Source organism: Nitrospira sp. M1, from assembly GCF_965152605.1.
Window position 1 is genome coordinate 2,377,156 of sequence record NZ_OZ224217.1, and the last position, 21,931, is coordinate 2,399,086.

The 21,931-nt window shown below is 45.4% G+C and carries 24 protein-coding genes and 1 tRNA gene; 13 read left to right on the plus strand and 12 right to left on the minus strand.

Annotation, left to right across the window (positions count from 1 at the left end; genetic code table 11):
- Nucleotides 1–60: 60 nt before the first annotated feature.
- Entirely contained in the window at nucleotides 61–1,191 is a 1,131-nt protein-coding gene (locus ACWHX8_RS10890) for an AI-2E family transporter (protein ID WP_447968150.1), read from the minus strand.
- A 341-nt stretch (nucleotides 1,192–1,532) separates the two neighbouring features.
- Here ACWHX8_RS10890 and ACWHX8_RS10895 point away from each other — a divergent pair, with 341 nt between their 5' ends.
- The 11 genes from ACWHX8_RS10895 to ACWHX8_RS10945 all read left to right on the plus strand — a co-directional run bounded on the left by ACWHX8_RS10895 (nucleotide 1,533) and on the right by ACWHX8_RS10945 (nucleotide 11,778).
- Nucleotides 1,533–1,820, plus strand: coding sequence for a hypothetical protein (locus ACWHX8_RS10895; RefSeq protein ID WP_447968151.1), 288 nt, complete (start codon nucleotides 1,533–1,535; stop codon nucleotides 1,818–1,820).
- 758 nt (nucleotides 1,821–2,578) lie between these two features.
- Nucleotides 2,579–4,003, plus strand: coding sequence for a cytochrome B6 (locus ACWHX8_RS10900; protein WP_447968152.1), 1,425 nt, complete (start codon nucleotides 2,579–2,581; stop codon nucleotides 4,001–4,003).
- Between the two features lie 13 nt (nucleotides 4,004–4,016).
- Nucleotides 4,017–4,601 (plus strand): DUF948 domain-containing protein, encoded by a 585-nt coding sequence (locus ACWHX8_RS10905; RefSeq protein WP_447968153.1) that lies wholly within the window; start codon nucleotides 4,017–4,019, stop codon nucleotides 4,599–4,601.
- A gap of 189 nt (nucleotides 4,602–4,790) precedes the next feature.
- The gene (locus tag ACWHX8_RS10910) at nucleotides 4,791–6,218 is read left to right on the plus strand and encodes a mechanosensitive ion channel domain-containing protein (protein WP_447968154.1); all 1,428 of its coding nucleotides are present in this window, start codon (nucleotides 4,791–4,793) and stop codon (nucleotides 6,216–6,218) included.
- A gap of 375 nt (nucleotides 6,219–6,593) precedes the next feature.
- Entirely contained in the window at nucleotides 6,594–7,493 is a 900-nt protein-coding gene (locus ACWHX8_RS10915) for an endonuclease/exonuclease/phosphatase family protein (RefSeq protein WP_447968155.1), read from the plus strand.
- Complete coding sequence (locus ACWHX8_RS10920; RefSeq protein WP_447968156.1) at nucleotides 7,457–7,666, plus strand: hypothetical protein; 210 nt, start codon at nucleotides 7,457–7,459, stop codon at nucleotides 7,664–7,666. Before ACWHX8_RS10915 ends, ACWHX8_RS10920 begins: the two co-directional genes overlap by 37 nt.
- 1,014 nt (nucleotides 7,667–8,680) lie before the next feature.
- Entirely contained in the window at nucleotides 8,681–9,451 is a 771-nt protein-coding gene (locus ACWHX8_RS10925) for a PRC-barrel domain-containing protein (RefSeq protein ID WP_447968157.1), read from the plus strand.
- 259 nt (nucleotides 9,452–9,710) lie between these two features.
- The gene (locus ACWHX8_RS10930; protein ID WP_447968158.1) at nucleotides 9,711–10,172 is read left to right on the plus strand and encodes a hemerythrin domain-containing protein; all 462 of its coding nucleotides are present in this window, start codon (nucleotides 9,711–9,713) and stop codon (nucleotides 10,170–10,172) included.
- A gap of 291 nt (nucleotides 10,173–10,463) precedes the next feature.
- Complete coding sequence (locus ACWHX8_RS10935) at nucleotides 10,464–10,967, plus strand: hypothetical protein (protein WP_447968159.1); 504 nt, start codon at nucleotides 10,464–10,466, stop codon at nucleotides 10,965–10,967.
- A 166-nt stretch (nucleotides 10,968–11,133) separates the two neighbouring features.
- Complete coding sequence (locus ACWHX8_RS10940) at nucleotides 11,134–11,391, plus strand: BON domain-containing protein (protein ID WP_447968160.1); 258 nt, start codon at nucleotides 11,134–11,136, stop codon at nucleotides 11,389–11,391.
- 81 nt (nucleotides 11,392–11,472) lie between these two features.
- Nucleotides 11,473–11,778 (plus strand): BON domain-containing protein, encoded by a 306-nt coding sequence (locus ACWHX8_RS10945; protein ID WP_447968161.1) that lies wholly within the window; start codon nucleotides 11,473–11,475, stop codon nucleotides 11,776–11,778.
- A gap of 368 nt (nucleotides 11,779–12,146) precedes the next feature.
- Here the strand turns inward: ACWHX8_RS10945 and ACWHX8_RS10950 are convergent, their stop codons facing one another.
- Both ACWHX8_RS10950 and ACWHX8_RS10955 read right to left on the minus strand, forming a co-directional pair.
- A complete protein-coding gene (locus tag ACWHX8_RS10950) occupies nucleotides 12,147–12,314 on the minus strand; it encodes a DUF1328 domain-containing protein (RefSeq protein ID WP_447971901.1) in 168 nt (55 codons plus the stop codon).
- Nucleotides 12,315–12,462: 148 nt separating this feature from the next.
- Nucleotides 12,463–12,825, minus strand: a complete 363-nt coding sequence (locus ACWHX8_RS10955; RefSeq protein ID WP_447968162.1) for a hypothetical protein — start codon at nucleotides 12,823–12,825, stop codon at nucleotides 12,463–12,465.
- A gap of 355 nt (nucleotides 12,826–13,180) precedes the next feature.
- Here ACWHX8_RS10955 and ACWHX8_RS10960 point away from each other — a divergent pair, with 355 nt between their 5' ends.
- The gene (locus tag ACWHX8_RS10960) at nucleotides 13,181–13,516 is read left to right on the plus strand and encodes a hypothetical protein (protein ID WP_447968163.1); all 336 of its coding nucleotides are present in this window, start codon (nucleotides 13,181–13,183) and stop codon (nucleotides 13,514–13,516) included.
- A gap of 243 nt (nucleotides 13,517–13,759) precedes the next feature.
- Here ACWHX8_RS10960 and ACWHX8_RS10965 read toward each other — a convergent pair whose 3' ends face one another.
- From ACWHX8_RS10965 to ACWHX8_RS10995, 7 genes are all read right to left on the minus strand, one after another.
- Entirely contained in the window at nucleotides 13,760–14,140 is a 381-nt protein-coding gene (locus ACWHX8_RS10965) for a hypothetical protein (RefSeq protein WP_447968164.1), read from the minus strand.
- Nucleotides 14,141–14,211: 71 nt separating this feature from the next.
- Nucleotides 14,212–14,748, minus strand: coding sequence for a ferritin-like domain-containing protein (locus ACWHX8_RS10970; protein ID WP_447968165.1), 537 nt, complete (start codon nucleotides 14,746–14,748; stop codon nucleotides 14,212–14,214).
- A gap of 293 nt (nucleotides 14,749–15,041) precedes the next feature.
- The gene (locus tag ACWHX8_RS10975) at nucleotides 15,042–16,550 is read right to left on the minus strand and encodes a BON domain-containing protein (RefSeq protein WP_447968166.1); all 1,509 of its coding nucleotides are present in this window, start codon (nucleotides 16,548–16,550) and stop codon (nucleotides 15,042–15,044) included.
- A 242-nt stretch (nucleotides 16,551–16,792) separates the two neighbouring features.
- The gene (locus tag ACWHX8_RS10980) at nucleotides 16,793–17,317 is read right to left on the minus strand and encodes a gluconokinase (RefSeq protein WP_447968167.1); all 525 of its coding nucleotides are present in this window, start codon (nucleotides 17,315–17,317) and stop codon (nucleotides 16,793–16,795) included.
- Nucleotides 17,318–17,517: 200 nt separating this feature from the next.
- Nucleotides 17,518–17,874 carry a hypothetical protein gene (locus ACWHX8_RS10985; RefSeq protein ID WP_447968168.1) on the minus strand — a complete coding sequence of 119 codons (357 nt, stop codon included), beginning with the start codon at nucleotides 17,872–17,874 and terminating at the stop codon, nucleotides 17,518–17,520.
- 186 nt (nucleotides 17,875–18,060) lie between these two features.
- Complete coding sequence (locus ACWHX8_RS10990) at nucleotides 18,061–18,912, minus strand: transporter (RefSeq protein ID WP_447968169.1); 852 nt, start codon at nucleotides 18,910–18,912, stop codon at nucleotides 18,061–18,063.
- A 23-nt stretch (nucleotides 18,913–18,935) separates the two neighbouring features.
- Complete coding sequence (locus ACWHX8_RS10995) at nucleotides 18,936–19,400, minus strand: CreA family protein (RefSeq protein ID WP_447971902.1); 465 nt, start codon at nucleotides 19,398–19,400, stop codon at nucleotides 18,936–18,938.
- Nucleotides 19,401–19,757: 357 nt separating this feature from the next.
- Here ACWHX8_RS10995 and ACWHX8_RS11000 point away from each other — a divergent pair, with 357 nt between their 5' ends.
- Complete coding sequence (locus tag ACWHX8_RS11000) at nucleotides 19,758–20,138, plus strand: hypothetical protein (protein WP_447968170.1); 381 nt, start codon at nucleotides 19,758–19,760, stop codon at nucleotides 20,136–20,138.
- A gap of 240 nt (nucleotides 20,139–20,378) precedes the next feature.
- Here the strand turns inward: ACWHX8_RS11000 and ACWHX8_RS11005 are convergent.
- Both ACWHX8_RS11005 and pal read right to left on the minus strand, forming a co-directional pair.
- Nucleotides 20,379–20,465: transfer RNA gene (locus tag ACWHX8_RS11005), tRNA-Leu, on the minus strand.
- A gap of 306 nt (nucleotides 20,466–20,771) precedes the next feature.
- Nucleotides 20,772–21,755, minus strand: coding sequence for a peptidoglycan-associated lipoprotein Pal (gene pal, locus ACWHX8_RS11010; protein ID WP_447968171.1), 984 nt, complete (start codon nucleotides 21,753–21,755; stop codon nucleotides 20,772–20,774).
- Between the last annotated feature and the right edge of the window lie 176 nt (nucleotides 21,756–21,931).

Here is a 21,931-nt window from a genome sequence, read left to right on the forward strand (position 1 = left end):
AATGGCGTTCTGACAAATTTTGAACGATTATTGAGAAGCAGCGCACAACACTCGCGCACTCTAATTTTCTGCAGCCCACTGCTTCAGGCGAACAAGCACGACTTCTTGAAACAGAATTTTGAGGCATGCAGTCAGAGGGATGGCTAAAATCAGTCCATAGAGACCTCCGACTGCTCCTCCGATAAACACCACAATTAAAATGGTCACGGCACTGAGTTCTGTGGACTGACTCTGAACATACGGCGTTAAAACCCATCCTTCGAGAAGTTGAACCACCCCGTACACCACGGAAGGCCAGAACACCACCGCCGCCCAGTCAAAACCTGGGGCTCCAGAACCAGTCGTGACATCAAGGTATTTCAACAAGACCGCCAGTGGCCATCCGAACGTGGCACCATAAGGAACAATACTTAACAGTCCAGTTCCAATTCCAAGGAGAAACCAATAGGGGACATCCACGATCAGCCAACCAATCGACAGCATAGTCCCCATCATGACAGCAATCACAAGACGTCCGCGGAAAAAACTCCCGACCGCTTGATCCATGCGTTCCACGATTTCCGCGATGCGATCCTGACGACTTGATGGAACATATTCTTGGATATAATGAATCATTGAAGGAAAGTGCCAAGCAAAGAAGAAGAAATACACCGGAATAAGGGCGGACGAAATTAAAAAATACGTTGTCGCGCTCACGACACTACCTAAAAACCCAAACGCTTGGCTCGTTCCGGTCAATGCCGCCTTGATGAGCGACATGGCGTTCATTTTCATGGTGGCTGCTGCATCTTGAAGCTGCTGCCGTGGATTCTCTATGTCAATATTGTACCGTTGCGCCAAACTCTCCAAGTACGTTGGAGCTTTTTGCGCCAGTGTAATCACCTGATTTTCGACGATCGGCCCTAACCAACCGATTAATCCTGCCCCGATTGCAATCAGTAACACAAACAATAACGAGATCGTCAGGGGGCGAGGAAAACGCCAATGGGTGTGGGTATAGGTAATGAGAGGACTGAAGAGATAAGCAAAGAGTAACCCCACAAGAACAGGTGTGAATATACTGCGGAGAGAATAGCCAGCCCAGAGAATAAAAAGAATCAGGCCAATCGCGACAAGATCACGAACTGGGGTGATTTGCCAAAGGTGTCTATCCGCCGGAGATCGTTGCGTCATTGCCTTACGTTCAATCATAGTATCGTTAGGTTTTCAAAGAAGAGTCGGGAACGTAAAACAAGATACCGCAGCACGGAGAGCTTGACAACACCATACCCGAATTTCATTGAAATTAGAAATGTACTGAGGCTACGGCGCCTGGGACAAGACATTCATATAAGATTTCATTCTCCCCTGATACCGCAGTCGACGGAACGATAGACTTAAATATCTCTCAAGAAAGAGATTTGTCCACTAGTGAAAAGGAGAGAAATATTACACCGTAAAACAATGAAGGAGCATACATCAAACGGACGAAGGAACGACATTCACATTTTAACGTCTATTCATTACATTATTAAATTATCCTTGAGGAAAACATGACTGACTCACAAAAAGCAGCATTAATTACGCCATGGATTAATCCAGAAGAACGAATCACAGTGGACTTCACGGATGCTCGTGACCTCAATGCGCAAGTGTCTGGATGTACTGAGCATGTCGTTCATTTAATATTTGCAGACTCCTTTCCGCACATGAAAGACACAGTATCCATTCCATTAAGAAACGTGGAAGTAGGAGAGGATCGGAATCATTACACGCGAGATCCTAAAGCTCCGCTTCAATGGCGGCTCCGTCTTCGGGTAGACCAAAAACGTCCCGATTGAAAATCACATCCCACAAATAAATTGCGTCGAACACCTGAGTGCGTTGACCGCGGTCTCTCATACTGATATTGGCTTCAAAGCAGGTCGCCAGAATGCGAGGATCGTGAATTACACGAGACGATAATAAGACTGCTCTCCTTTAGGACCTTTGGACATTTATTTCAATGTTATAGGGGGCCGCGGCTATTGGAAGAAGCATAGGTTCCCCACAAGATATCGTTGCGCCTGTATCGCCATCAAATCAAACATGAATTATGCGCGTGAACGTTCCCTGACGCAGAATAAATTACTCGCGAAAGAAATAGAGGGAATGTTCACGTGTCCTTTTCATTTTGAATAAACACGATTCTTTCGCCCACCAACTGCCTGGCCTCCTTTTTCACGAAAAGAGCTTTGAAAGCCAACTACAATATTTTCATGTAAAAAAGACATGTGATCCGTCGCATCACCCCATATATCAGTACAAGTAACAGAGAAATACAGGAGCGACAGACAATAGACTCTCCCTTTTCCTATATTTATCCACTACACGTACACAGTGAGCGTGGAGTAGTATTTATCATGACAGTCGAGTTTCTTTCATCATTTAGAGACTTCGTCGTTTTCAGAGACAACGGATGTAGAACGAGACTCGATACTATTCAAGTATCCCTGATTTACTGTGAAACCTGGTGGGCGCCCCTGCTCCCCACATGTATAGAAAGTTTATAGTTATATCCACGATCGTTCATTATTTTAGGTAACGTAGGAGAATCAACATGTCTCAGCTTGGCCTCAGGAAGACAACAGGCTTTGCAGCGTCCGTGGCAATTGCAACCCTAATGATGATCGGAGCTCAACATTCTCTTCTTGCCGCAGATCGCAATGCGAAGACCCCAATCGATACTCACTCACATTCCAATGATCAATTCGTGGGGAAGCCCATGTTTGATGCACCTAAACAGCTTGAGCCTCTTCCTCAAAAAAAGGAAGTGATGGCTCAGCATATGAATATCATCAATAAGCGCTATGATTTATCGGGCCGTACGCATCCTACCGTCACGATGTCAGGCGGCCGTAAGCACATTCCCGTTGGTCCTACAGCAAAACTTAAAGATGGCGTCACCTGGGAGAAGTTGTCCAAACTGTCACCTGACGAAATTAAAGACCGTAAGATATTCCCCTATCCTCCCTTGTGGTTTCCTCTCCAGAAGGTTGGAGGGTTTATTTTCCCTGACCATCAACTCCAGCAGATGGAGGGTCTAGAGCGAATCGATGCCGGTCATGATTTACCCCAAGCCTATCTTCCTGAATTTCCCCCCCCACTATTTCTCGTAGGACGCCCAGACTTAGGGGACGTGAGTAAAGGACAGATTATCAGTACTGAAAACTTCGAGGCCATCTTTGGGGATAGTGAAGTCTTATCCCCTCGTCAAAAAGAAGGACTTCGACTATTACTTCGAAAAATTCCTGCACAACGTCATAATGTCACCGCTGATCGTTCAACCGCAAAGCCGGTGCAGGGTGCGGCATGCATGGACTGCCATATCAATGGACATACCTCTGGCGCGTTTGAACTGACTCCAGACGTTCGACCTCAGAGTGAACGGTACCGTATTGATACGATATCGATGCGTGGCACATTTGCCCAAGACCGCTTAGGGTCGAAGCGAGGCCTTCGATCTCTTGAAGACTTCACGCAAAGCGAAGGGGCCACAGCCTATTTCGATGATGCTCTTGCCAAAGCAGCCGAAAAGGGTGGCCGAATTTTTACTCGTGAAGAAGCCAGTCATATGGCCAGATTTCAAAACATTGTAGACTTCCCCCCAGCTAAAAAACTTAACGTCGAAGGTTCGTTGGATCATGCAAAGGCCACAAAAGCTGAAATTCGAGGTGAGGCAGTCTTTATGAAAAATTGTGCAAGTTGTCACACTGCACCATTTTACACAGATAACAGCTTTCACGATTTACGAGTTGAACGATTTTATGATCATGTGGGATCAACATTGGAAGGTCAACCAGGACGTGCGGAGGGATTATTTAAAACATTGCCCTTACGGGGAATTAAAGACTCCCCGCCCTACCTCCATGATGGACGATTACTCACCCTAGAAGACACGGTGGAATTTTTCAATCTTGTCCTACAACGAAAGATGACGGCTCAAGAAAAACAGGACTTGGTAGAATTTCTCCGTGTTCTCTAATAAATAATGCCCAATGGATGACAATATGGATGTGTTGCTTGAACTGACAATCGTGATCGCCATCATAGCCTTTGTCGTTCTACTCGGGGCTCTAGTGGCGACCATCATGCAAATCAAAAAAACGCTTGTTCAGGCTGAGCAACTTCTCGACCATCTCAACAAAGAGACGCCATTATTGCTTAACAATCTGCACGAAATAAGCCACAATGTCCGTGACCTGACCCACCAGACTCGGCTGGGTATGACCCGAGCCATGGTACTCGTCCACGCTATCGGAGATATCGGACATACCGTGAAAACGATGCACAGGGCGGTGCTGGATCAGGGAGAACGGCTGCTTAACAAATTCGATTCTATTAGACGAGTAACAAAGAGTGGCTTTGAATTTCTACATCACCAGGACAGGTCTGACACAAAGACTTTTCATGAAGATGACGGACCGCAAAGTCCAGTAAAAAACATGCTGAAGGCGTACCTAGGGATGGCCGTCACTCAAGCCGTGACTAAACTAATTTGGGGATCACAATCTACTCGAAGCGCTGGACGTCCACCACACCAAACCGCTGGCGTAAGGTCAAATGGTGGTCAGGATGTGTAATGGGGTTATGAGAAAGCTACCCGACTTACACACGATTTTCGTGTACATAGACATATGAGAGAAGCACTGCCTGTGAGATCGACCAGTAACGTTCACGACCTCCTTTTCATCTGAAAAAGTTACATGCATTGAACAATCAGTCAACCCTTATCTGAGAAGTATATTTCCAAAGAAGCGTAGCCAAACCTTATGAACGTCAAAGACTATTCACCACTGATTATTGTGTGCATTTTCGGTCTTTTGATCACCTCGCCACAACTGATTTATTCTCAAGATCCTCTAGACCAGATTGATACGCTATCTGAACCCTTACCTCCAGATCCTTCACCAGAAATTTCTGTAGGCTCGAACAAAGTCAAGGATGAACTAATCCGAGACCGACTGACGGACGTCTATCAGCATATTCCTGCGCTTTCCAATGTCGACATCGAAGTGAATGCTGGGGTGATTCGGTTAACTGGAAAAACCCTGTCTAAAGATGCTCATCAACAGGCGCTCGAGCTTGCTAAACGGACAGAGGGGGTAGTGAGTGTCACAGATAACATCATGCAAAAACGTGATATTCAGAGCCGGCTCTCAGTCGTTCAAGAAAAATTAATGAAGCGGTTCAATGAACTGATCTCCTTTATACCGCTTTTGATCATTGCATTCGGCGTTTTTCTTATCTTTTGGTTTATCGCTTCGATTTTAACAAGATGGAGGACCCTCTATACAAGAATTACTCCAAATATATTTTTGCAGTCATTATTGAGGCAAACGTTACGAGTGGGAATTCTCTTCATTGGTTTTATTCTCATGCTCGAGATTTTGGATGCGACAGCTTTGTTGGGTACGATCGTGGGTGTGGCAGGAGTCATGGGACTGGCAGTTGGTTTTGCACTTCGAGACACGGTGGAAAACTACATTGCCAGTATCTTGTTGAGCCTTCGACAACCATTCCGCCCACTCGATCATATCGTCCTAGAAAATTACGAAGGGTTGGTCGTGAAGCTCACATCACGAGCGACAATCTTAATGACGTTAGACGGTAACCATGTGCGCATTCCGAACGCGACAGTATACAAAGGTATCCTTCTCAACTATTCCCGAAATCCCAAACGCCGTTTCACTTTTGAAGTCGGAATTGATACGTCGGTCAACATTGAGGCGGCTCGCCAACTCGCGGTCGAGACATTACGACAAACCCCTGGAGTGATTTCAGATCCACCAGTTCGCTGCTTGATTGAAAAACTCGGTGAGTCCAATGTGATATTAAAAATGTTAACGTGGACAACTCAAGAGCAATTTGATTTTTTAAAGGTAAAAAGCGAGGCTATACGCAATGTGAAAGAAGCTTTTGATCTGGCCAATTACGAGATGCCAGAACCCATATACCGGCTCAACCTACAAAGATTTCCTCAATTGGATGGCTTGGCTGACCAAGACAACGTGCAATCCACACGGCGCACACCACCTATGGTCACAACTCAATCAAAGCCGGAATCTGATGTCTCCAAAGACACTCACATTGCGGAACAAATTGCAACAGACAAAGACCAGACTGAAGACTTAGAGCTGGACTTGCTCAGTAGTGATGGCGATCTCTTCCTGAAGAGCCCACACCACGACCCGAGATGATGTCTCAACGTCAACATGATTCGATCTTATTTTTACTAATCGTTCTCCGAGCCGTTGAAGATTTCTCTCTCGCCATTCTTTAGAAACACGGAAGCCATTTGCAATTAACCTTGAATGACCCATCATGGCCCTGCAAAAAAGGCAAAGCTATCCACACAAATCAACACCAGTCTACTTTTGAGCAAAGCGTGATTGTCTGGCTTTACAGATCGAATCGATATCTTCCTTGTTTTGAGGGAAGCCAAGGCATGTACGACCTTGTAGACGGGTCAATAGAGCACCGTGCATAATGCCACTGCCAGCCTCCTTGACAGTCTAACTCCATTGACTATTTTGATGCTTGGATATTCACTCTCAATAATTTCATTCTGAAACATGACACTTGATCTCACTCTCGTATTGCCGGGGATTTTAATCGTCCTCATCACAATTCTTCCGCTTTGGCGAGTTGGTCTCTGGTGGATTCGCATTTTTGATTTCCCCTGTGCTCAACTTGCCTTTCTCAATATCCTACTAATATCGATCTGGCTCTGGGGTACTCTGAATGAGAACGACCTCATGTTTAGTACAGGTGTGATGCCTTTTCTCGCTGCAAGCTTGGTGATTCAAGGATATCGGATTCACCCCTATACTGTTTTTGTCAAACAAGAAAGTCCCCCCCACAATCACCGCGATCCTGCACGAACGTTCAGCATTCTCTGCGCGAACGTGTTAATGAAGAATCGAAGCTTCGAGAAACTGCTACGATGTATTGAGCAATACAATCCTGATTTGATTTTACTGACAGAAACAAATCACCAATGGGAAAACGCCCTACAATCGCTCGAAAAGAATTATCCATATACGATCAAGAAGCCACTTGAGAATACCTATGGCATGCACATGTATTCTCGCCTTCCACTTGTAGATACCAACATCAGGTTTCTCGTTGAAGATGACGTCCCGTCATTTCAGACGACGATTCAAATACCTTCAGGCGACACCGTGGACTTTTATGGCTTACATCCACGACCACCAAGAATCAATCAAGATACGCATGAACGAGATGCAGAACTCCTCATTGTAGGTCGTTTGATCGCCGAACAGCCTAGACCTGCAATTGTGGCTGGCGACCTCAACGATGTTGCCTGGTCACATACCACAAGACTCTTTCGGGAACTCAGTGGGTTATTAGACCCTCGAATTGGCCGGGGTTTTTTAATACCTTTCCAACTCATCTTCCTTTACTCAGATTTCCTATGGACCACATTTTCCATACCCCGCATATCGGGGTGATGTCTCTCAAAGTCCTTGAATCATTTGATTCAGATCATTATCCCATCTTGGCCATTCTGACGTTTAAAGATACGGCACATCCCACTCCAAACCCCGAACTAGATGTACGCAAGGAAGCACAAGAAAAAATTGCTGAAGGATTACAGGAAGCACAAAATGATTCAGAGCGTTAACAACCTCAGCGAAGAATCTCACGGCATAGATCATTCAGATTGAAGACCTCAGACGTGGGGAACAACACATGAAACCTTCAGAGCAGCAACGAGGCAGTGCCTCTCTGACCGTGACCACTAGTCATGGACGACAAAGGCGCGTGGCGTGGAAATATTTTCCTCGAACAATTATGGCGATCCGTCCAATATGAGGATACGTACCTCCACGCCTAGGAGATCCCACACGAAGTCAAGCAAGGGCTGAAACGGCATTTTGCCTTCTACAATTCTAGACACCAACATCAGGCACATACTGGACGGTCGCCCAGACACCGCGTATTTCACCCGATTACCAGTGGCTGATGTCGTATCATTCATGGAGATGCGCATACACTTAAGAATGGGGATCGAAAAGGGAAGCACCTCTGACCCAAATTTGGACTACGTTATGAAGTAAGATTATGATGTGAGCCAAATGGAGGCGGCATGGAACAGAAACAGATTTGGCATAGGGAAACCGCACAAAAACTATTCATCTCAGATACGTAAGGTGTTGACCAGTGTCAACGTATTGCGAAAAGCCTGAGCCTCCTTCTTGGGCATTTTCCACATCACCTCACGCTTCCGACCTTCACTCTTGTAAATTAGTCGGTCATGTAATATCGGCAGTATCCACGCCATTGCTCCAACCATGGGTACCTGAGGACTACAATGCATTCACCAATCTCAGCCCACCATCTGTTGCTTCAATTTTTCTTTTCAAAAAACATCATACCCAGACCAACAAACACCAACGGGACCACATTCCATACGTCATAAGGATAATGATGGCAATGAATGGTAGTGATCTTTGCTCGTTGATACGTCTGCCCTCCCAAACATACTAGACATTTTCAACCTCACCATCGACATTTGTCCATCAATAACGAACCAATCGATATGCTGTAATGATGTATTCTTACATAGATTCGATGACGCTCCTTATCTTCGTTTGCGTATGAAGTAAGGACGATTCAGCATTCTCGAGGAGGACACATGTTACGAACCACACACGTGCTACTAAACTACACCCTACGAGCCACAGACAAAGACCTGGGATCAGTAAAAGATTTTTATTTTGACGATGAATCTTGGAAGATTCGATACCTCATTGCTGACACAGGGAATTGGCTACCAGGACGTCAGGTGTTAATTGGGACCGAAACGCTTGGACAGCCAGATTGGAGTCAAGAAGTATTCCCCATCCATCTTACCGCAGAGCAAATCGAAAAGAGTCCTGACATTCGAGAGAATGCTCCCGTCTCACTCCAGCAAGAAGACAAGCTCCGGGCATATTATTCATGGCAGCGGTACTGGGGAGATAAACCGTTTATTCAACCTGCCGCAGGCGAGACGTTTGGTCTTGTGGGCGTAACTCCCGCTCCTGAGATTGTACCACCAGATGTCGAAGCCGCTATTCAAGTACCCACCGGAGATCAACACCTTCGCAGTATGAATGAGGTGTGTGGGTATTCACTCAATGTACGTGATGGAGCGATTGGTCATGTTGAGGATTTCGTCATGGACGACTCGACTTGGCAACTCCACTACATAATTGTCAATACTGGAAATTGGCTTCCAGGGAAAAAGGTGCTCATTGCTCCAGAATGGATTACACAAGTCAATTGGCCAGATCAAACCGTTGACCTTGAGTTAACTGAGGAAGGTGTGAAAAATAGTCCAGAATTTGATCCTGCGCTCCCGATTAATCGCGAATACGAGTCACGCCTCTACGATTATTATGGTCGTCCCAAGTATTGGTCCTAACTTTCACTCAACGCAAACGACGACTTCACACACACATGAAGACCCCAATGATCAGAAGGAGCGATGACACATAATATGTAAGACATTCTTCATAACCCTGTTCTCATAAGGAGGTTCTCATGCCTATACTTTTGTGGTTGCTCGGCGTACCCGTAAGCTTAATACTCGTGCTATGGCTTTTGGGAATTATTGGTCTTTGATATTTATATAGACAGCAGAGATAACACCAGACACAGAAGAAAAATATTCGGGGGTTTGCATGGATATTTATCAGGCACTCAAGAAAGACCATCGAATCTTAAACGCATTATTTTTGAAACTTCTAGGCAGTCAGCTAGAAGATACCGAAAGGGAAATCATTTTCTTCGATCTCAAGAATGCTTTGGTCGCCCATCACGAGTCAGAAGAAAAGGTATTTTACCCGGCATTCGAAGAATGGCAGGGGCTAGGCAAGACTATTAATTCGGCACTGGAACAGCGAGAAGAGCTGGCATACTCACTCGGGAAAATCGAGCAAGTCACGCTTCATCATCAGAATTGGCGCGAAAAACTTGAAGATCTTCATAGTTGCTTGCGAGATCACATGCAAATAGAAGAAAAGATTATCTTCAAAGAAGCCCGTAAAGTGTTCTTCGAAACCAGAGCGATGAGGCTTGCCAAAGAATTCACACAGGTGAGAGAACAAGTCGAGCGTGAAATTCTATCAACAGTATATCGATGAAATACACTAGATAAAAACCTAACGGATTCGAGAAAAATGTCTAAAGATCCACCACTTAAATATTGCTATGATCCGCCTGATAGTTCCTTGTGTTTGTGCAATCGGCAGAATGCAATGTCACAAATTCAATGCTAGTCATATGGCAGAATTAAGAGATAATTTCCCTAACTAATACAGTAAATGAAATGTCGATCACCGATCACATTTCGAATATTGAACATCACGATTTCGTAAGACAATCACAAGATCACTACACCATAATCTAATTTCGTAAGCATAAGGAGGTGCTTTATGAACACTCACATCACAACCGCTAGCACGTACTGCACAGTACTTCTCTCGATTGTTTGCTTTGGGGTGAGTCAATCCGCCGCACAAACAAATGCCGCCCCCAATGACCCCTCAGCGTTTTCAGAAGTCGGTCCATCGCTGGAAGAACTGGGTTCCGCTCAACGAGACATCGATCATTACGAAGAAGCACAGGATGCGTTTAATGATAATGTCGACCAATTCATGAAGGATCGATTGAAATATAAAGAAGCTAACGCAAAGTATGATCGAGCTCGTGCAACGTTCGAACAGGAACAACATCAATACGACAAAACAGTCGAACAGTTTGAAAGAGAGCGAGACCGATATCTCGAGGCTCGCGACAAATTTGTAGGAGCTCGAGAACGATTTCAGGAAGCTCGCACAAATTTCTTTGGGAGTTCCATCCAGTCAGCAAATCAACCACCGTCTAGCTCACGAGGAAACGAACAGCAACTCTCTCCTTTTAGTAACGATAGTCGATAACAAACACATGCAAGACAGACAGCTTCAAGACCTTTTTGCATGCATCAGTGTGATGAGTATATGAACATAAGACAACACAAGCTTAACAACGAATAGAGGAGAAACACCCATGAAATCGATTCGGCAAATACTACTATGGAGTTGCCTGGTTCTTATCACTACTGCGATGTCGGGATGTGCTGGCGGATCGCAATCTGCAAGCTTTGGTGAACATATCGATGATAGTGCGATTACCACGAAAGTTAAAACAGCCTTGTTACGTGATCCTGAAGTATCCGGCTTCGATATTAGTGTCTCCACATTTAAAGGTCGCGTGCAATTAAATGGCTTAGTGGATAATGCCGACCAGATGGAGACCGCATCTCGATTGTCAAGAAATGTCGCTGGAGTGAACTCAGTAGAAAATAATCTATCTATCAAATAGCTCAATGTACTCAATGACAGATAAAGACGTACATGAGGTATTGTGCACTTAGCCAACCATCGATATTAGGAATATACGCGTATGCAAGTTAGATACTTCCTGATGTCTTTTCTTGTGCTTGCCACGCTATTGGTGGGTTGCGCAGCCACTCGCCATCAGGAAAGTACAGGGGAATTCATCGATGATAGCGTCATATCAACAAAGGTCAAAACAGCATTGCTACGGTGTCCCATGGTCTCAGGACTTGATGTTCATGTTAGAACCTTTAAACATCGCGTACAATTAAACGGATTTGTTGATGACATGAATCAAGTGGAGCAAGCTATTGCATTAGCTGAAGAAATAGGAGGCGTCACAGCAGTTGAAAACCGTATGAGCATTAAATAACTTGAGCATTGGCGAGAGTCTATTCAATTATCCTTTCGATGGCCCAACGCCTCGAAAAGTCTCAATGAGTACTCTCGCCATGCTTTGCCCACCAATTTACCGTCAACATGTGAGTAACACCATGATCACATAGATGTCACATAGGCAGTATGTGTATGGTTAAATCAGATATCCTACCCAATCCAGCGAACATCTACCTCGATACATTTATCAGGCAGAATCAACTTCTCATCGTGAGATTGTCATACTCACAAGAAAAATGCCACACCTTCTATGATTTCAGAATCGGCCAATATCATTCACTCTGACCGTTGACGAAGTCGTACGAATAAGGCAACAAGCCAGGAAGATGAGGTCTCGTCACTACACTAGGACGCAGGCGGACGTCGTCCCATGACCGTACTCACAACAAAAATGATAAGAAATACAACAAAAAGTACCCATGCAATATTCGTCGCAGTCCCGGCGACTCCAGATAATCCAATCGCTCCCGCAATGAGCGCGATCACGAGAAATGTAATTGCCCAACTTAACATCATGCACCTCCTGGTTCACATGGCAAACTATTCGTGTCATATGATTGTGGAATATGAGACTCGCGGTTCACTCTCATGACGACGAGCTTCATATTTTCAACCGTCGCCTGAGCAACAGCTCAGGCAGCTATGCGCTTGAGCACACTTCCTACTCTGACTTCTCACTTGATTGCGCTGCAATACCAGATTTTCCAGCTTCTTGAATAGACAACGCATGCCCTTGATCCGTCACTTTCGCTGTTACCATATCTCCTTTTTGTAGTTCTTCTGACTTTTGTGTGGTCGGACTGACATGAAGACGCTGCTCTTTTCCCTCTTGGTCTTTCAACACATAGAATTCACCATCGATGGCAACAAGCTCACCTTCCACAGTTTTACCCTGTGCTTCGGACATTCCTGCTTCGTGAGACTTCGATTCAGGTGCTGACATCTCCTGACCTGCAAAGGCTGTCGCGCTGAGAGTGAGCCCCATGGCGAGAAGAACTGCAATAGTTTTCGATGATGTATACATAGCTACCTCCTGTAAAAGTAATGTGTAAGAACTCAGACTGTGACTGTGTCTAGTTTTATAACAGCCAACTCATTTAAGACCTACAGACAAATGACCTAGTTCTAACAACATTATGTCTAACGAACACAACGAGCTAAGACTTCCCCCCTCCTAGACATTCCACGTTCACCTACGCCACAATTATCCGTTACATCATTTGGTTTGGCTGCATAGGCTAATGCACACTACGTTTCATGAAAGAGCAGATCGTCCAACGTTTTCATGCTTTCAGATTGCAACACAGGATTCGGTGCTTCCGAACGATCCTTTTTCCATGACTATACAACCACTATTTAGGTTGAAAAGGAGACGTATCGTGAAATGTATTTCCATCCTCCGTATTTGTGCTGTGTCAGTCTGCCTTGGACTTCTCGTCGGAACTGCTGCCTGTAGCAACTCAGACTCTTCTGCCCCCGAGTTGTCGGCCAGCAAAGACAGAACGTTAGAAGGTAAAATTCTGGAAATTAAAGATGACAACATTGTCCTAGAAGATCGAGAAGATGCCGTCGTTCAATTTAAGGTAGGAAGCGATACACTCATGAAGGAGAAAGTGACACCTGGAGATCAAATCACTGCAACGATCGGGGAAGAGGGAAACACAATTACCATTAAAAAGCAGCCAAAAACCTCCTCTCAATCAAGCTCACAGTAACGCTTGATTGAGAGGAAAAATCCATGTGGATGTCAAACATGAATGACTCACACTCTTGTTGTGAGCGCCATGCATTACGAGGATGTCGTTTTCTGACATCCTGGGTGATTGCAGGCACATTTTCCGGCGGAAGGACCTTTCGGACTCCTACAGCTTTCAGAGCAAAACTCTTTACCAGGCTCTGCATCACATGAACATGATGGATGGGCACACTTTTTAGCCATAAATCATCTCCTATTATGCTTAGTGTTTTTCTTTTTCATCTGAGAGATGATAGTCAAGCACTTTATTCTCGTTATTGACTGTGATTTCCAAACGATCACCTTCCTTTATCTCATCTGCCATATTTCCCAGTTTCTCTAATTCAAGATAACGAGGAGACATTTCACCGGCCTCGCCCGCATCGACCTTAATCGTATTCTCATCGACGCCTTCAACGGTCCCATAGATAATACGTTGTTCTGAGGCAAGGCTGTTCGTTTTATGTTGCGCATCTGACCCCTTTGATATTTCCTGTGGATTCCCCTCTCCACTCATTCCGACCGCCGTGAAACCAAAAAGGCTGAAACATACGGCACCTGTTACCAAAATTTCCTTAGAAACTGCGTTCCATTCATGTCGCATCAGACTCTCCTTTCATTATGAACAGTAAATCATAAACCACAATCATTTTTACAAAAACGAGCCCCTCTGTCTCATTTCTGTGTACCCACCGTGCGAGTCAGGAAATCGGCCAATTCGCCAGCATGTTTTTCCGTATCCTGCAGAATGGTCACGAGAATGTGCCGTGTGACTGGATCTTTATCTCCAGTTTTTCTGATCAATTTTGTATACGATTCAATCTGATTACGTTCCAACAGTAAGTCCTGGGCCACCATATCCGTCAGAGTCGTCCCCTGTTTCGCATGTACACCTGCTCGACCTGACTTCTTTGCGATTTCATCCAATTCATAAATTGGTACGCCTCCTAATTGCTGAATACGCTCGGCTAATACATCAGCATGTTGCAATTCTTCATTTGCATGTCCCTCAAATTCAGTCTTGAGCCCTGGCGCCATAAGAGAAACCGCCATGTAGGCATGCTGTTTATATTGAAGATAACTAGCAATTTCCGTCGAACGCAACGTATTGAGCTCGGTGATCATTTGTTTAGGATCCGCTTTATATTCTTTCGTGATTGCTCCAGATTTTATCGCTTTTCGTATTTCATCATCTGACTTTCGTTTACCCATATATACTCTCCTTCATCAGTAGAGGTGACAATCCTTCATGGTTGATTGCGTTATCTTGCCTCATAATCACACGGTAAGTGATTCTATTGATGTGTCAGCCTGAGGTGTCTTAGAACGTTTAAGTAAAAATACGATCCATTCGAAATCATACATACGGCCTCCCATCCTTTTTCGCCAGGCATCAAAAGTGCCGGTTCAATTTCAGCCGCTCCGCCCGACTTCACTTCCTGACAGCAATATTCCCATGCGACCATGTACTCGATCTCCTTAAGACGTTTTTAGTGTGATGGTTTTCACAATGGCTGATCCGGTAGGACTTCGAATCCCAGGTACTTCCTTATCGTCAGTAGGCTTTCAACACGTCTGGCCCCTCCCTCCCGAGCATTCTCTATGGCCGTTTCGTATTCCAAATAATTGTCCACGGTTCCGGAAATCGTGGCCACACCAGCTTTGACGGTCACCGTAATATCATCACTATCCACAAACGGGCTCCACCATAATTCGCTTTCGATTTCGCGCTGAATGACGGTATCTGGCTTCCAGATCCACGTCTCTTCGACAGTCAACTTATTCTTGACAGCAATCACACCCTTCACTCCTGAAACAGCATCCTCTGCGTGATCTTTTTGAAAGTAAGATTCGACCGACCCTCGCAATACGACAATACCGTCACGGACAGAAACATGCACGAGAAATCGATTGATGAACGCATCATCATGCAATGCCATCTCGACTTTGCGCTTAAGCGCTTCATCTTCAATAGGGGTTTTTGGCCTGACTTTCAGAAAATTCTTCACCCAGAGGACCCCGCGAGTATATTTGGCTACATCTTCTGCAGCTTGTTTTGCTTTGAGATTATCGACAATTCCGGTCAATGTGACCATCCCATGACGAACCTCGATAGTCGGGTTGAAGACCGAAACTCGAGGGTCATAGGCATACGCCAATAGTAGAGTTTCTTTTATTTCCTTATCGCTTTTATACCCAGGCTGTCCCTTGCGCCGAATTTTGCCCTTGGCCCAGGCTTTGACAAATAAGAGACGATCGTCGACTTCTTTTACCCCTGCCACTTGTACGTCACTTTCTACTCGCCGTTTTTCGGCGACACTTCCTACGACGCCGTCAAGGGTCACGACGCCATTTTTTACTGACACCAATACTCCGTCTTCATTCACCCAAACATCGGCTTCGAGTCGCTTCTGAATTTCGTCTTGAATAACCTCATCCAAGCGTGCCTCCTTGAGGTCAATAAAAAGTTGATTCTTAATATCTCGCACGCCATAGACTCCAGACGCCACCCATTCACTTAGGTCTCGCGCAGCCCAAGATGGAACCGTTCCTGTGAGTGTTACGGTTCCATGTTCGACGCTTGCATCAATCTCGTATGAATCTGTCGCGGGATCGTCGTTGAGCACCTGGGATACTTTCTCAAGAATTTCTTCATCAGATCGCTTTGAGACAGTGACGGTAAGGCCGTTAATGACGCTCTCTACCCCCTTGACAGTTTCAGTCAACTTGCCAGCTCGGTCCTTTGCGCGGTAATGCGGAAGGACACCCACCAATGTCACAATCCCCTGTTCCGTTCGTATATCGATCAAATGTGATGGAACATTTTCATCAAGCATCAAAGTGCTTTCCACAGCCCTCGTGATAGCTTCATCGGAAATGAGAGTTTTCTCTTGCGCAGCAAATGCACTGCCAGAATACAAGACGACAAAACTACACAATACACCTACCCATAAGTGAAATTTTAGAATTTGCTGTATTTTCAATGAACGTCGCACATGACTTCTCAACAGCATTCAGACCTCCTACGTATGACGAAAAAACTTGATTTAGACAGACCGTGAGACTCAAGTCTTGCCTAGATACGTAATATCCAGACACATCGTGTGTACGATTTAGGGTAACGACTCGAGCAACCCCTTGCACTAGACAAAAACAAATCGTTGTGAGAAATCTTGTCTAAGTCAAGAATCCAATTCTCTATTCCTCGCACACATTGTCAGCAATGTACGCGACGGTCCATGAGATTTAATCTACATTAGCGGGGTTTTAAATTCTTCTTGATTTGTACAATGAGGGACTGCGGAGAGAGGGCAGGGTCAAGAGTCAACGCATCACGAGGCGATTCAAGCTCATTCAACTGGGACACCAAAAGAGTCTCGTCCATAAAATGCAATTTCCGTTTCGATAGACGTTGCCGTATTAACGAATCCTTTCCCTTTAGATAGACAAACCCGATGAGAGGACAGTTTGCTGAAAGAATGTCTCGACAGGCTTGCTTCAATGCAGAGCATGAAATAATCGCAGGTTCGGAGGTCGCAAGAAGCTTCACAATCAACTGTCTCAACGCTTGCAACCATGGCTCACGATCCGTGTCAGTTAATGGAACACCACGAGTCATCTTGTTGATATTCTCTTGAGGGTGGAAAGCATCTCCCTCATAAAAAGTCCATCCAAGATCTTGGGCGAGCAGTGTTCCGATCGTAGTTTTTCCTGCCCCAGAGACTCCCATGACGATAATAATGTGAATAGAGGGGTGAATCGGGTCAGCGTGAATATTCATAAATGAACACCATGTTGGTGAGAACACCTTCTCGCATGCATCAACAATAATGGTCAAGATTATATTGTCGACATACACCAGTTGAGTCAGACGTGAAGCCTAATGTTCGTCTACGACTGAAAGCAATGAAGAAACCTGACGTATACATTTCTGCATACATCAGGTTCTATATCTCATACTCAACTCAGTACGTCGGCTCGCTAATGCGGGATTTTAGGGAGTACTTTGGAGTCTTGTCCAAGGTGCTCAGGAAGATTCTCAGGATTCACCGTCATTTCGGGATCAACGATTGGAGGAACAATGGTCATATCGGGGTCAGTAACAGGGGGAGCAACAACGGCTGGAGAGTCCGTTATCGCATTCGGCACTTCCTGGCCTTGCGATTCAATAGAGTCTGATGGGTTTTGAGTCTCCGTCTCAGATCTAGGCTCACTCTTCATTTGTGAATCTGACGTCGAATCAATCAACTGCACAAATCCTGCATTGCGAAGAGTGGTCGCATGAGCAGGAAATGACCCGATCGTGACAAAGAATATTATGAGAAAGATTATTTTCATGATTAGCACTCCTTTCATAGGTTCAGAGAGACATCTCTTTCCATAAAACAGTACCAATTCCGTGTAAAGAGACTAAACCTTCACTATACAGTTTACCGTATTGCATGGAGATGATGCGACTGACGATACTTGCCATCGCACTCCAAGCCCATGCTCGACTCCTCTTAGTCCCTGAATGATTCCATACTACTGCCAAAGTTTCGGAAGACGGAATGATATGCCGGCTGCAATAAACCAATCGGTAGCCGCATCGGTCAGTGCTGGCCCACCCCACATATCTAGTTGTACGGTCGGCTGGAGTAGATAGGTGAAGCCAGCATCAAACGCGTGGGTCGATGGACCGTTCATATTTCCAAAGAACTCTGCAAATGGTGTGAACTTGTCAGTGATTGATACACCCAATGCTGTGGTATAGAATCCAGTAATATCATTTAGCCCATCCTCCCACGCTGCGCCGAGGTTCCCTTCCCAACTCACTCTATCGGAGATCGCATAATTCCCTGCCATCTTAAAATCAGGCGTGACATCGTCCGGATGCAATCTATTGTTTCCAAATGGAAGTGTAAGATTCAGAAAAATTGCCGTCTGAGGTATGGATCGACCTTCCTCAGTTAGTTGAAATTTCGTGCCGATGATCGGGGGACTTACTCCATGATCATGGTCATCCTGGTTACCTGAACTTATCTTCTCATACACGTATTCTCCTCCTAAGAACCGCAGTTCCATCACGTCAAATGCACCGATTCTGATCAATGTATTGGGTGCCGAAACCGTCGTGATTCGTTGAGAGGGGACGCGTGTTCTATCGTGTTGATACGTCACTCCACCTTCCAGTTGAATGTAACCCTGTGGAACGAGATAGGCCGTATCACCAATACCAGGCCGATCGGTCGTCAATGGAGGTTCACCAGATTCCTGGGCGACAGCCTGCGTCACGTACATAAACGTCAATAGGCCAATATTAAGCAGGATGAACTGCAAGGTGAGGCGATGAAGCCGTACGTTTCTTTGGACTGTCTGATCATGAGTCAATGTCATGACTTTCTGGCATTCCTGGAATGTCATTTTTTGCCAGGCCATGGCATGATTGGAATGGTCGAAATGGCATTCTTCGGCGAACCTTCGATGACTTTATCACTATACACAAGATAAATGAGCGTGTTGCGTTTCTTGTCCAAAAATCGCACCACTTGCAATTTCTTGAAGATCAGTGAACGACTTTCCTTGAAGACTTCTTCCCCCTCTTCCAGCTCTTTAGTCATGCGAATAGGGCCAACTTGTCGGCAGGCAATCGAAGCATCCGAGCTATCCTCGGCCACGCCCACCATGCCCTTCAATCCACCTGTCTTTGATCGACTGAGGTGACAGGTCACGCCTTCTATCTTTGGATCATCAAAGGCTTCGATCACGATTTTATGATCAGGGCCCAGGAAATTGAACTTCGTATCCACGCTCCCAATTTCCTCGGCATAACTTATCGTCCCCACCAGCATACAAAAAAAGACACAGCTCATCACTTTTACCATCGTGTTCATTCGTGACCTCACCTCATTCTGACGTTAATCCTGGAAACAATGGGAATACAAAAGTATAACACGAATAACAATGGTATCTCATCCTGATGCCATGAATGCACTAGACAAGTTCACGAAACGTTCAAGATAAAAATCTAGGCTTTCTTCCTGCAAAAGAAGATCGTTTTACGTTACGGTTGTATATGACGAATGTTTATTTGATGAAGCGTGTCGTCTCAAGAAGAAGACACCGGAACAGGAATACCTTATACTTCACTGAAAATTTGTCATCTCTTTCGAATCACTGTTACCAGCTTGCTCACATAACGATTGTGTGACACATTTTACCTTCAACAAGGAGTGAGATTCATGAGTGAAAAGGAATCTTTCCAGACGACAATAGAAAAGCAACTTCAAGAATGGCAGACTCAAGTTGATGAATACTCAACAAAACTAGATGAGCTCAAAAGCAAAGCCAGGCAACTTGACTCGGAAACACAACGCCAACATTTGGAACAAATCAAAGAAGTCGAAGAACGAATCAATTCGGTCAACGTAAAAATCGCGGAGGGACAGGAACGACTCGATTCAATTAAGTCTGCAGGAGAAGAGGCATGGGAAGAAGTGAAGACAGGCAGTCAACAGGCGTGGGAGGATCTAGTACAAGGGTTCAATAAAGCTTGGGGTGAGATTAAAACCTCTTCCGACTTAGCGTCGTCGAAAATACATGACCGCATCAATCAGAAATAGATACATTCGTGTTGATTGCTCATCTTGTCAGATCAGAACATCTGACATATTCGACACCCTTTGTAGCACTACACGACTGTCCACTCTACGCAAACGCAGGGCACTCATTCAAGGAGTCGCTTCGAACATGAACAGATAGTCAAGGGAAACAGCATTGAAAAGAACACCTAGACCCACAACCAACGAAAGGTTGCGTCCAGCCATGCCTTCTAGAGGCTGAGAAAAGACCCTAACTACGTATGGTGCGGGAGACGGGAATTGAACCCGTATGCCCTTGCGGGCGCAGGATTTTAAGTCCTGTGCGTCTGCCGATTCCGCCACTCCCGCATGTCTGGAAAGCAAAACCCCAGACTGTACCATTCGAGCTTGATCATGGCAAGATCGTTTTCGGCACCATTGTCAATAGAAAAAAGTATTTGGGTTTGTTGCAGGGAATACGTGCAAAAAGAAATTCAAGGACACCCACCAGGTTGTCTTAAGTCACACGTTGCAACACGTTTCAGAAAAGGCGGGCTTGGCAGGCTACAGGCAAGTCATGCACATCAATAGACAAACGTGGTGTGGCAAGCAAAGAAAAAAGGCTGTGGAGGATGCCCCCCACAGCCTTTTCCATAACGGAACGTCAGCGTTATCTTAGTTATTTCGAATCGTGAGATGTCCTCGACGATTTTGTTGATAGCAGCTTTCATTGTGTTCAGAACAAAATGGCCGTTCTTTGCCATAGGACACAATCTTGACTTGTGTGGGCTTCACACCTAGATCAACAAGGTATGCCCTTGCCGCTTCGGCACGTTTTTTCCCTAAGACCATATTGTAGTCTTGGGTACCTCGTTGGTCACAATGTCCTTCAATCGTGACGCGTTGACCAGGATGGGCCTTTAACCACTCCGCATCGGCTTCAAGTGAATACGCACCATCTTTTGTGATCTTCCAACTATCAAAGGCGAAATACACATCTTCCACGTTGCCAGTACTCCCACCCATGTGCCGACCATTCATCGCACTGCCGCGTGAAGAATGCGTCATACCATGCTGACCACCCTCACCTGATCCACGACCAGCATCAGATCGCGCAACATACAAATCTTGATCGACATGTTCCGAGGTCAATCCTCCATCTGCCACATTGCCACGAGCATCATAGCCACGGAGAAAGGATTCCGCCCACGCATCGGGAGTTGGATTCACACCTTCAGCAAACCCATCACCAAACCCGGTCACTGGACCATTGGTTGAGCCAGATCCTACCCCATTATAGTTATGACCATATCCGTTCATGCCACCATCATAGCTCGTTCCGGGCTCAACATATTGCAACCCGTTCGTCACTCCCTGTCCATTCGGTACCCCACCATGGTTATAGGCTCGTGAATAACCTATAGCCCCTGGGTCATAGGATTCCCCACTTTCATAAAATGATCGTCCCTGCTCATAGTCGCCAGTGCCATTCATGGCATTTCCGGAATCGTCAGCCATCCCCATCATCACGCCATCTTTCTTGGCTCCTGACTCCGAGTCGACCGTATATCCTACCGAATGAGCACTGCACCCCTGTCCAATGGACAGCAATAAGGCAATGGCGCTGAACCATAACCGTGTTTGATGTCGAGTATTCATTGAAAACCTCCTCTGAATTAAATAGATGCAACGCATGCGTTTCTCATCACTATTGTTGTTTCGTGGTATTGAGGAAACGGGACACAAATTCGATAGCTCGATACATTGGGTTGCGTGTGATTCAACATGCATGAAAACGAAATGAACTTCATGCCCCTACTATCGGTAGTCCGGAG

Bases quoted from the DNA above. Each gene is read 5' to 3' on its own strand.
- ACWHX8_RS10890 (WP_447968150.1), bottom strand. From the start codon at position 1,191: ATGATTGAACGTAAGGCAATGACGCAACGATCTCCGGCGGATAGACAC.
- ACWHX8_RS10895 (WP_447968151.1), top strand. From the start codon at position 1,533: ATGACTGACTCACAAAAAGCAGCATTAATTACGCCATGGATTAATCCA.
- ACWHX8_RS10900 (WP_447968152.1), top strand. From the start codon at position 2,579: ATGTCTCAGCTTGGCCTCAGGAAGACAACAGGCTTTGCAGCGTCCGTG.
- ACWHX8_RS10905 (WP_447968153.1), top strand. From the start codon at position 4,017: ATGGATGACAATATGGATGTGTTGCTTGAACTGACAATCGTGATCGCC.
- ACWHX8_RS10910 (WP_447968154.1), top strand. From the start codon at position 4,791: ATGAACGTCAAAGACTATTCACCACTGATTATTGTGTGCATTTTCGGT.
- ACWHX8_RS10915 (WP_447968155.1), top strand. From the start codon at position 6,594: ATGACACTTGATCTCACTCTCGTATTGCCGGGGATTTTAATCGTCCTC.
- ACWHX8_RS10920 (WP_447968156.1), top strand. From the start codon at position 7,457: ATGGACCACATTTTCCATACCCCGCATATCGGGGTGATGTCTCTCAAA.
- ACWHX8_RS10925 (WP_447968157.1), top strand. From the start codon at position 8,681: ATGTTACGAACCACACACGTGCTACTAAACTACACCCTACGAGCCACA.
- ACWHX8_RS10930 (WP_447968158.1), top strand. From the start codon at position 9,711: ATGGATATTTATCAGGCACTCAAGAAAGACCATCGAATCTTAAACGCA.
- ACWHX8_RS10935 (WP_447968159.1), top strand. From the start codon at position 10,464: ATGAACACTCACATCACAACCGCTAGCACGTACTGCACAGTACTTCTC.
- ACWHX8_RS10940 (WP_447968160.1), top strand. From the start codon at position 11,134: ATGTCGGGATGTGCTGGCGGATCGCAATCTGCAAGCTTTGGTGAACAT.
- ACWHX8_RS10945 (WP_447968161.1), top strand. From the start codon at position 11,473: ATGCAAGTTAGATACTTCCTGATGTCTTTTCTTGTGCTTGCCACGCTA.
- ACWHX8_RS10950 (WP_447971901.1), bottom strand. From the start codon at position 12,314: ATGTTAAGTTGGGCAATTACATTTCTCGTGATCGCGCTCATTGCGGGA.
- ACWHX8_RS10955 (WP_447968162.1), bottom strand. From the start codon at position 12,825: ATGTATACATCATCGAAAACTATTGCAGTTCTTCTCGCCATGGGGCTC.
- ACWHX8_RS10965 (WP_447968164.1), bottom strand. From the start codon at position 14,140: ATGCGACATGAATGGAACGCAGTTTCTAAGGAAATTTTGGTAACAGGT.
- ACWHX8_RS10970 (WP_447968165.1), bottom strand. From the start codon at position 14,748: ATGGGTAAACGAAAGTCAGATGATGAAATACGAAAAGCGATAAAATCT.
- ACWHX8_RS10975 (WP_447968166.1), bottom strand. From the start codon at position 16,550: ATGCTGTTGAGAAGTCATGTGCGACGTTCATTGAAAATACAGCAAATT.
- ACWHX8_RS10980 (WP_447968167.1), bottom strand. From the start codon at position 17,317: ATGAATATTCACGCTGACCCGATTCACCCCTCTATTCACATTATTATC.
- ACWHX8_RS10985 (WP_447968168.1), bottom strand. From the start codon at position 17,874: ATGAAAATAATCTTTCTCATAATATTCTTTGTCACGATCGGGTCATTT.
- ACWHX8_RS10990 (WP_447968169.1), bottom strand. From the start codon at position 18,912: ATGACATTGACTCATGATCAGACAGTCCAAAGAAACGTACGGCTTCAT.
- ACWHX8_RS10995 (WP_447971902.1), bottom strand. From the start codon at position 19,400: ATGGTAAAAGTGATGAGCTGTGTCTTTTTTTGTATGCTGGTGGGGACG.
- ACWHX8_RS11000 (WP_447968170.1), top strand. From the start codon at position 19,758: ATGAGTGAAAAGGAATCTTTCCAGACGACAATAGAAAAGCAACTTCAA.
- pal (WP_447968171.1), bottom strand. From the start codon at position 21,755: ATGAATACTCGACATCAAACACGGTTATGGTTCAGCGCCATTGCCTTA.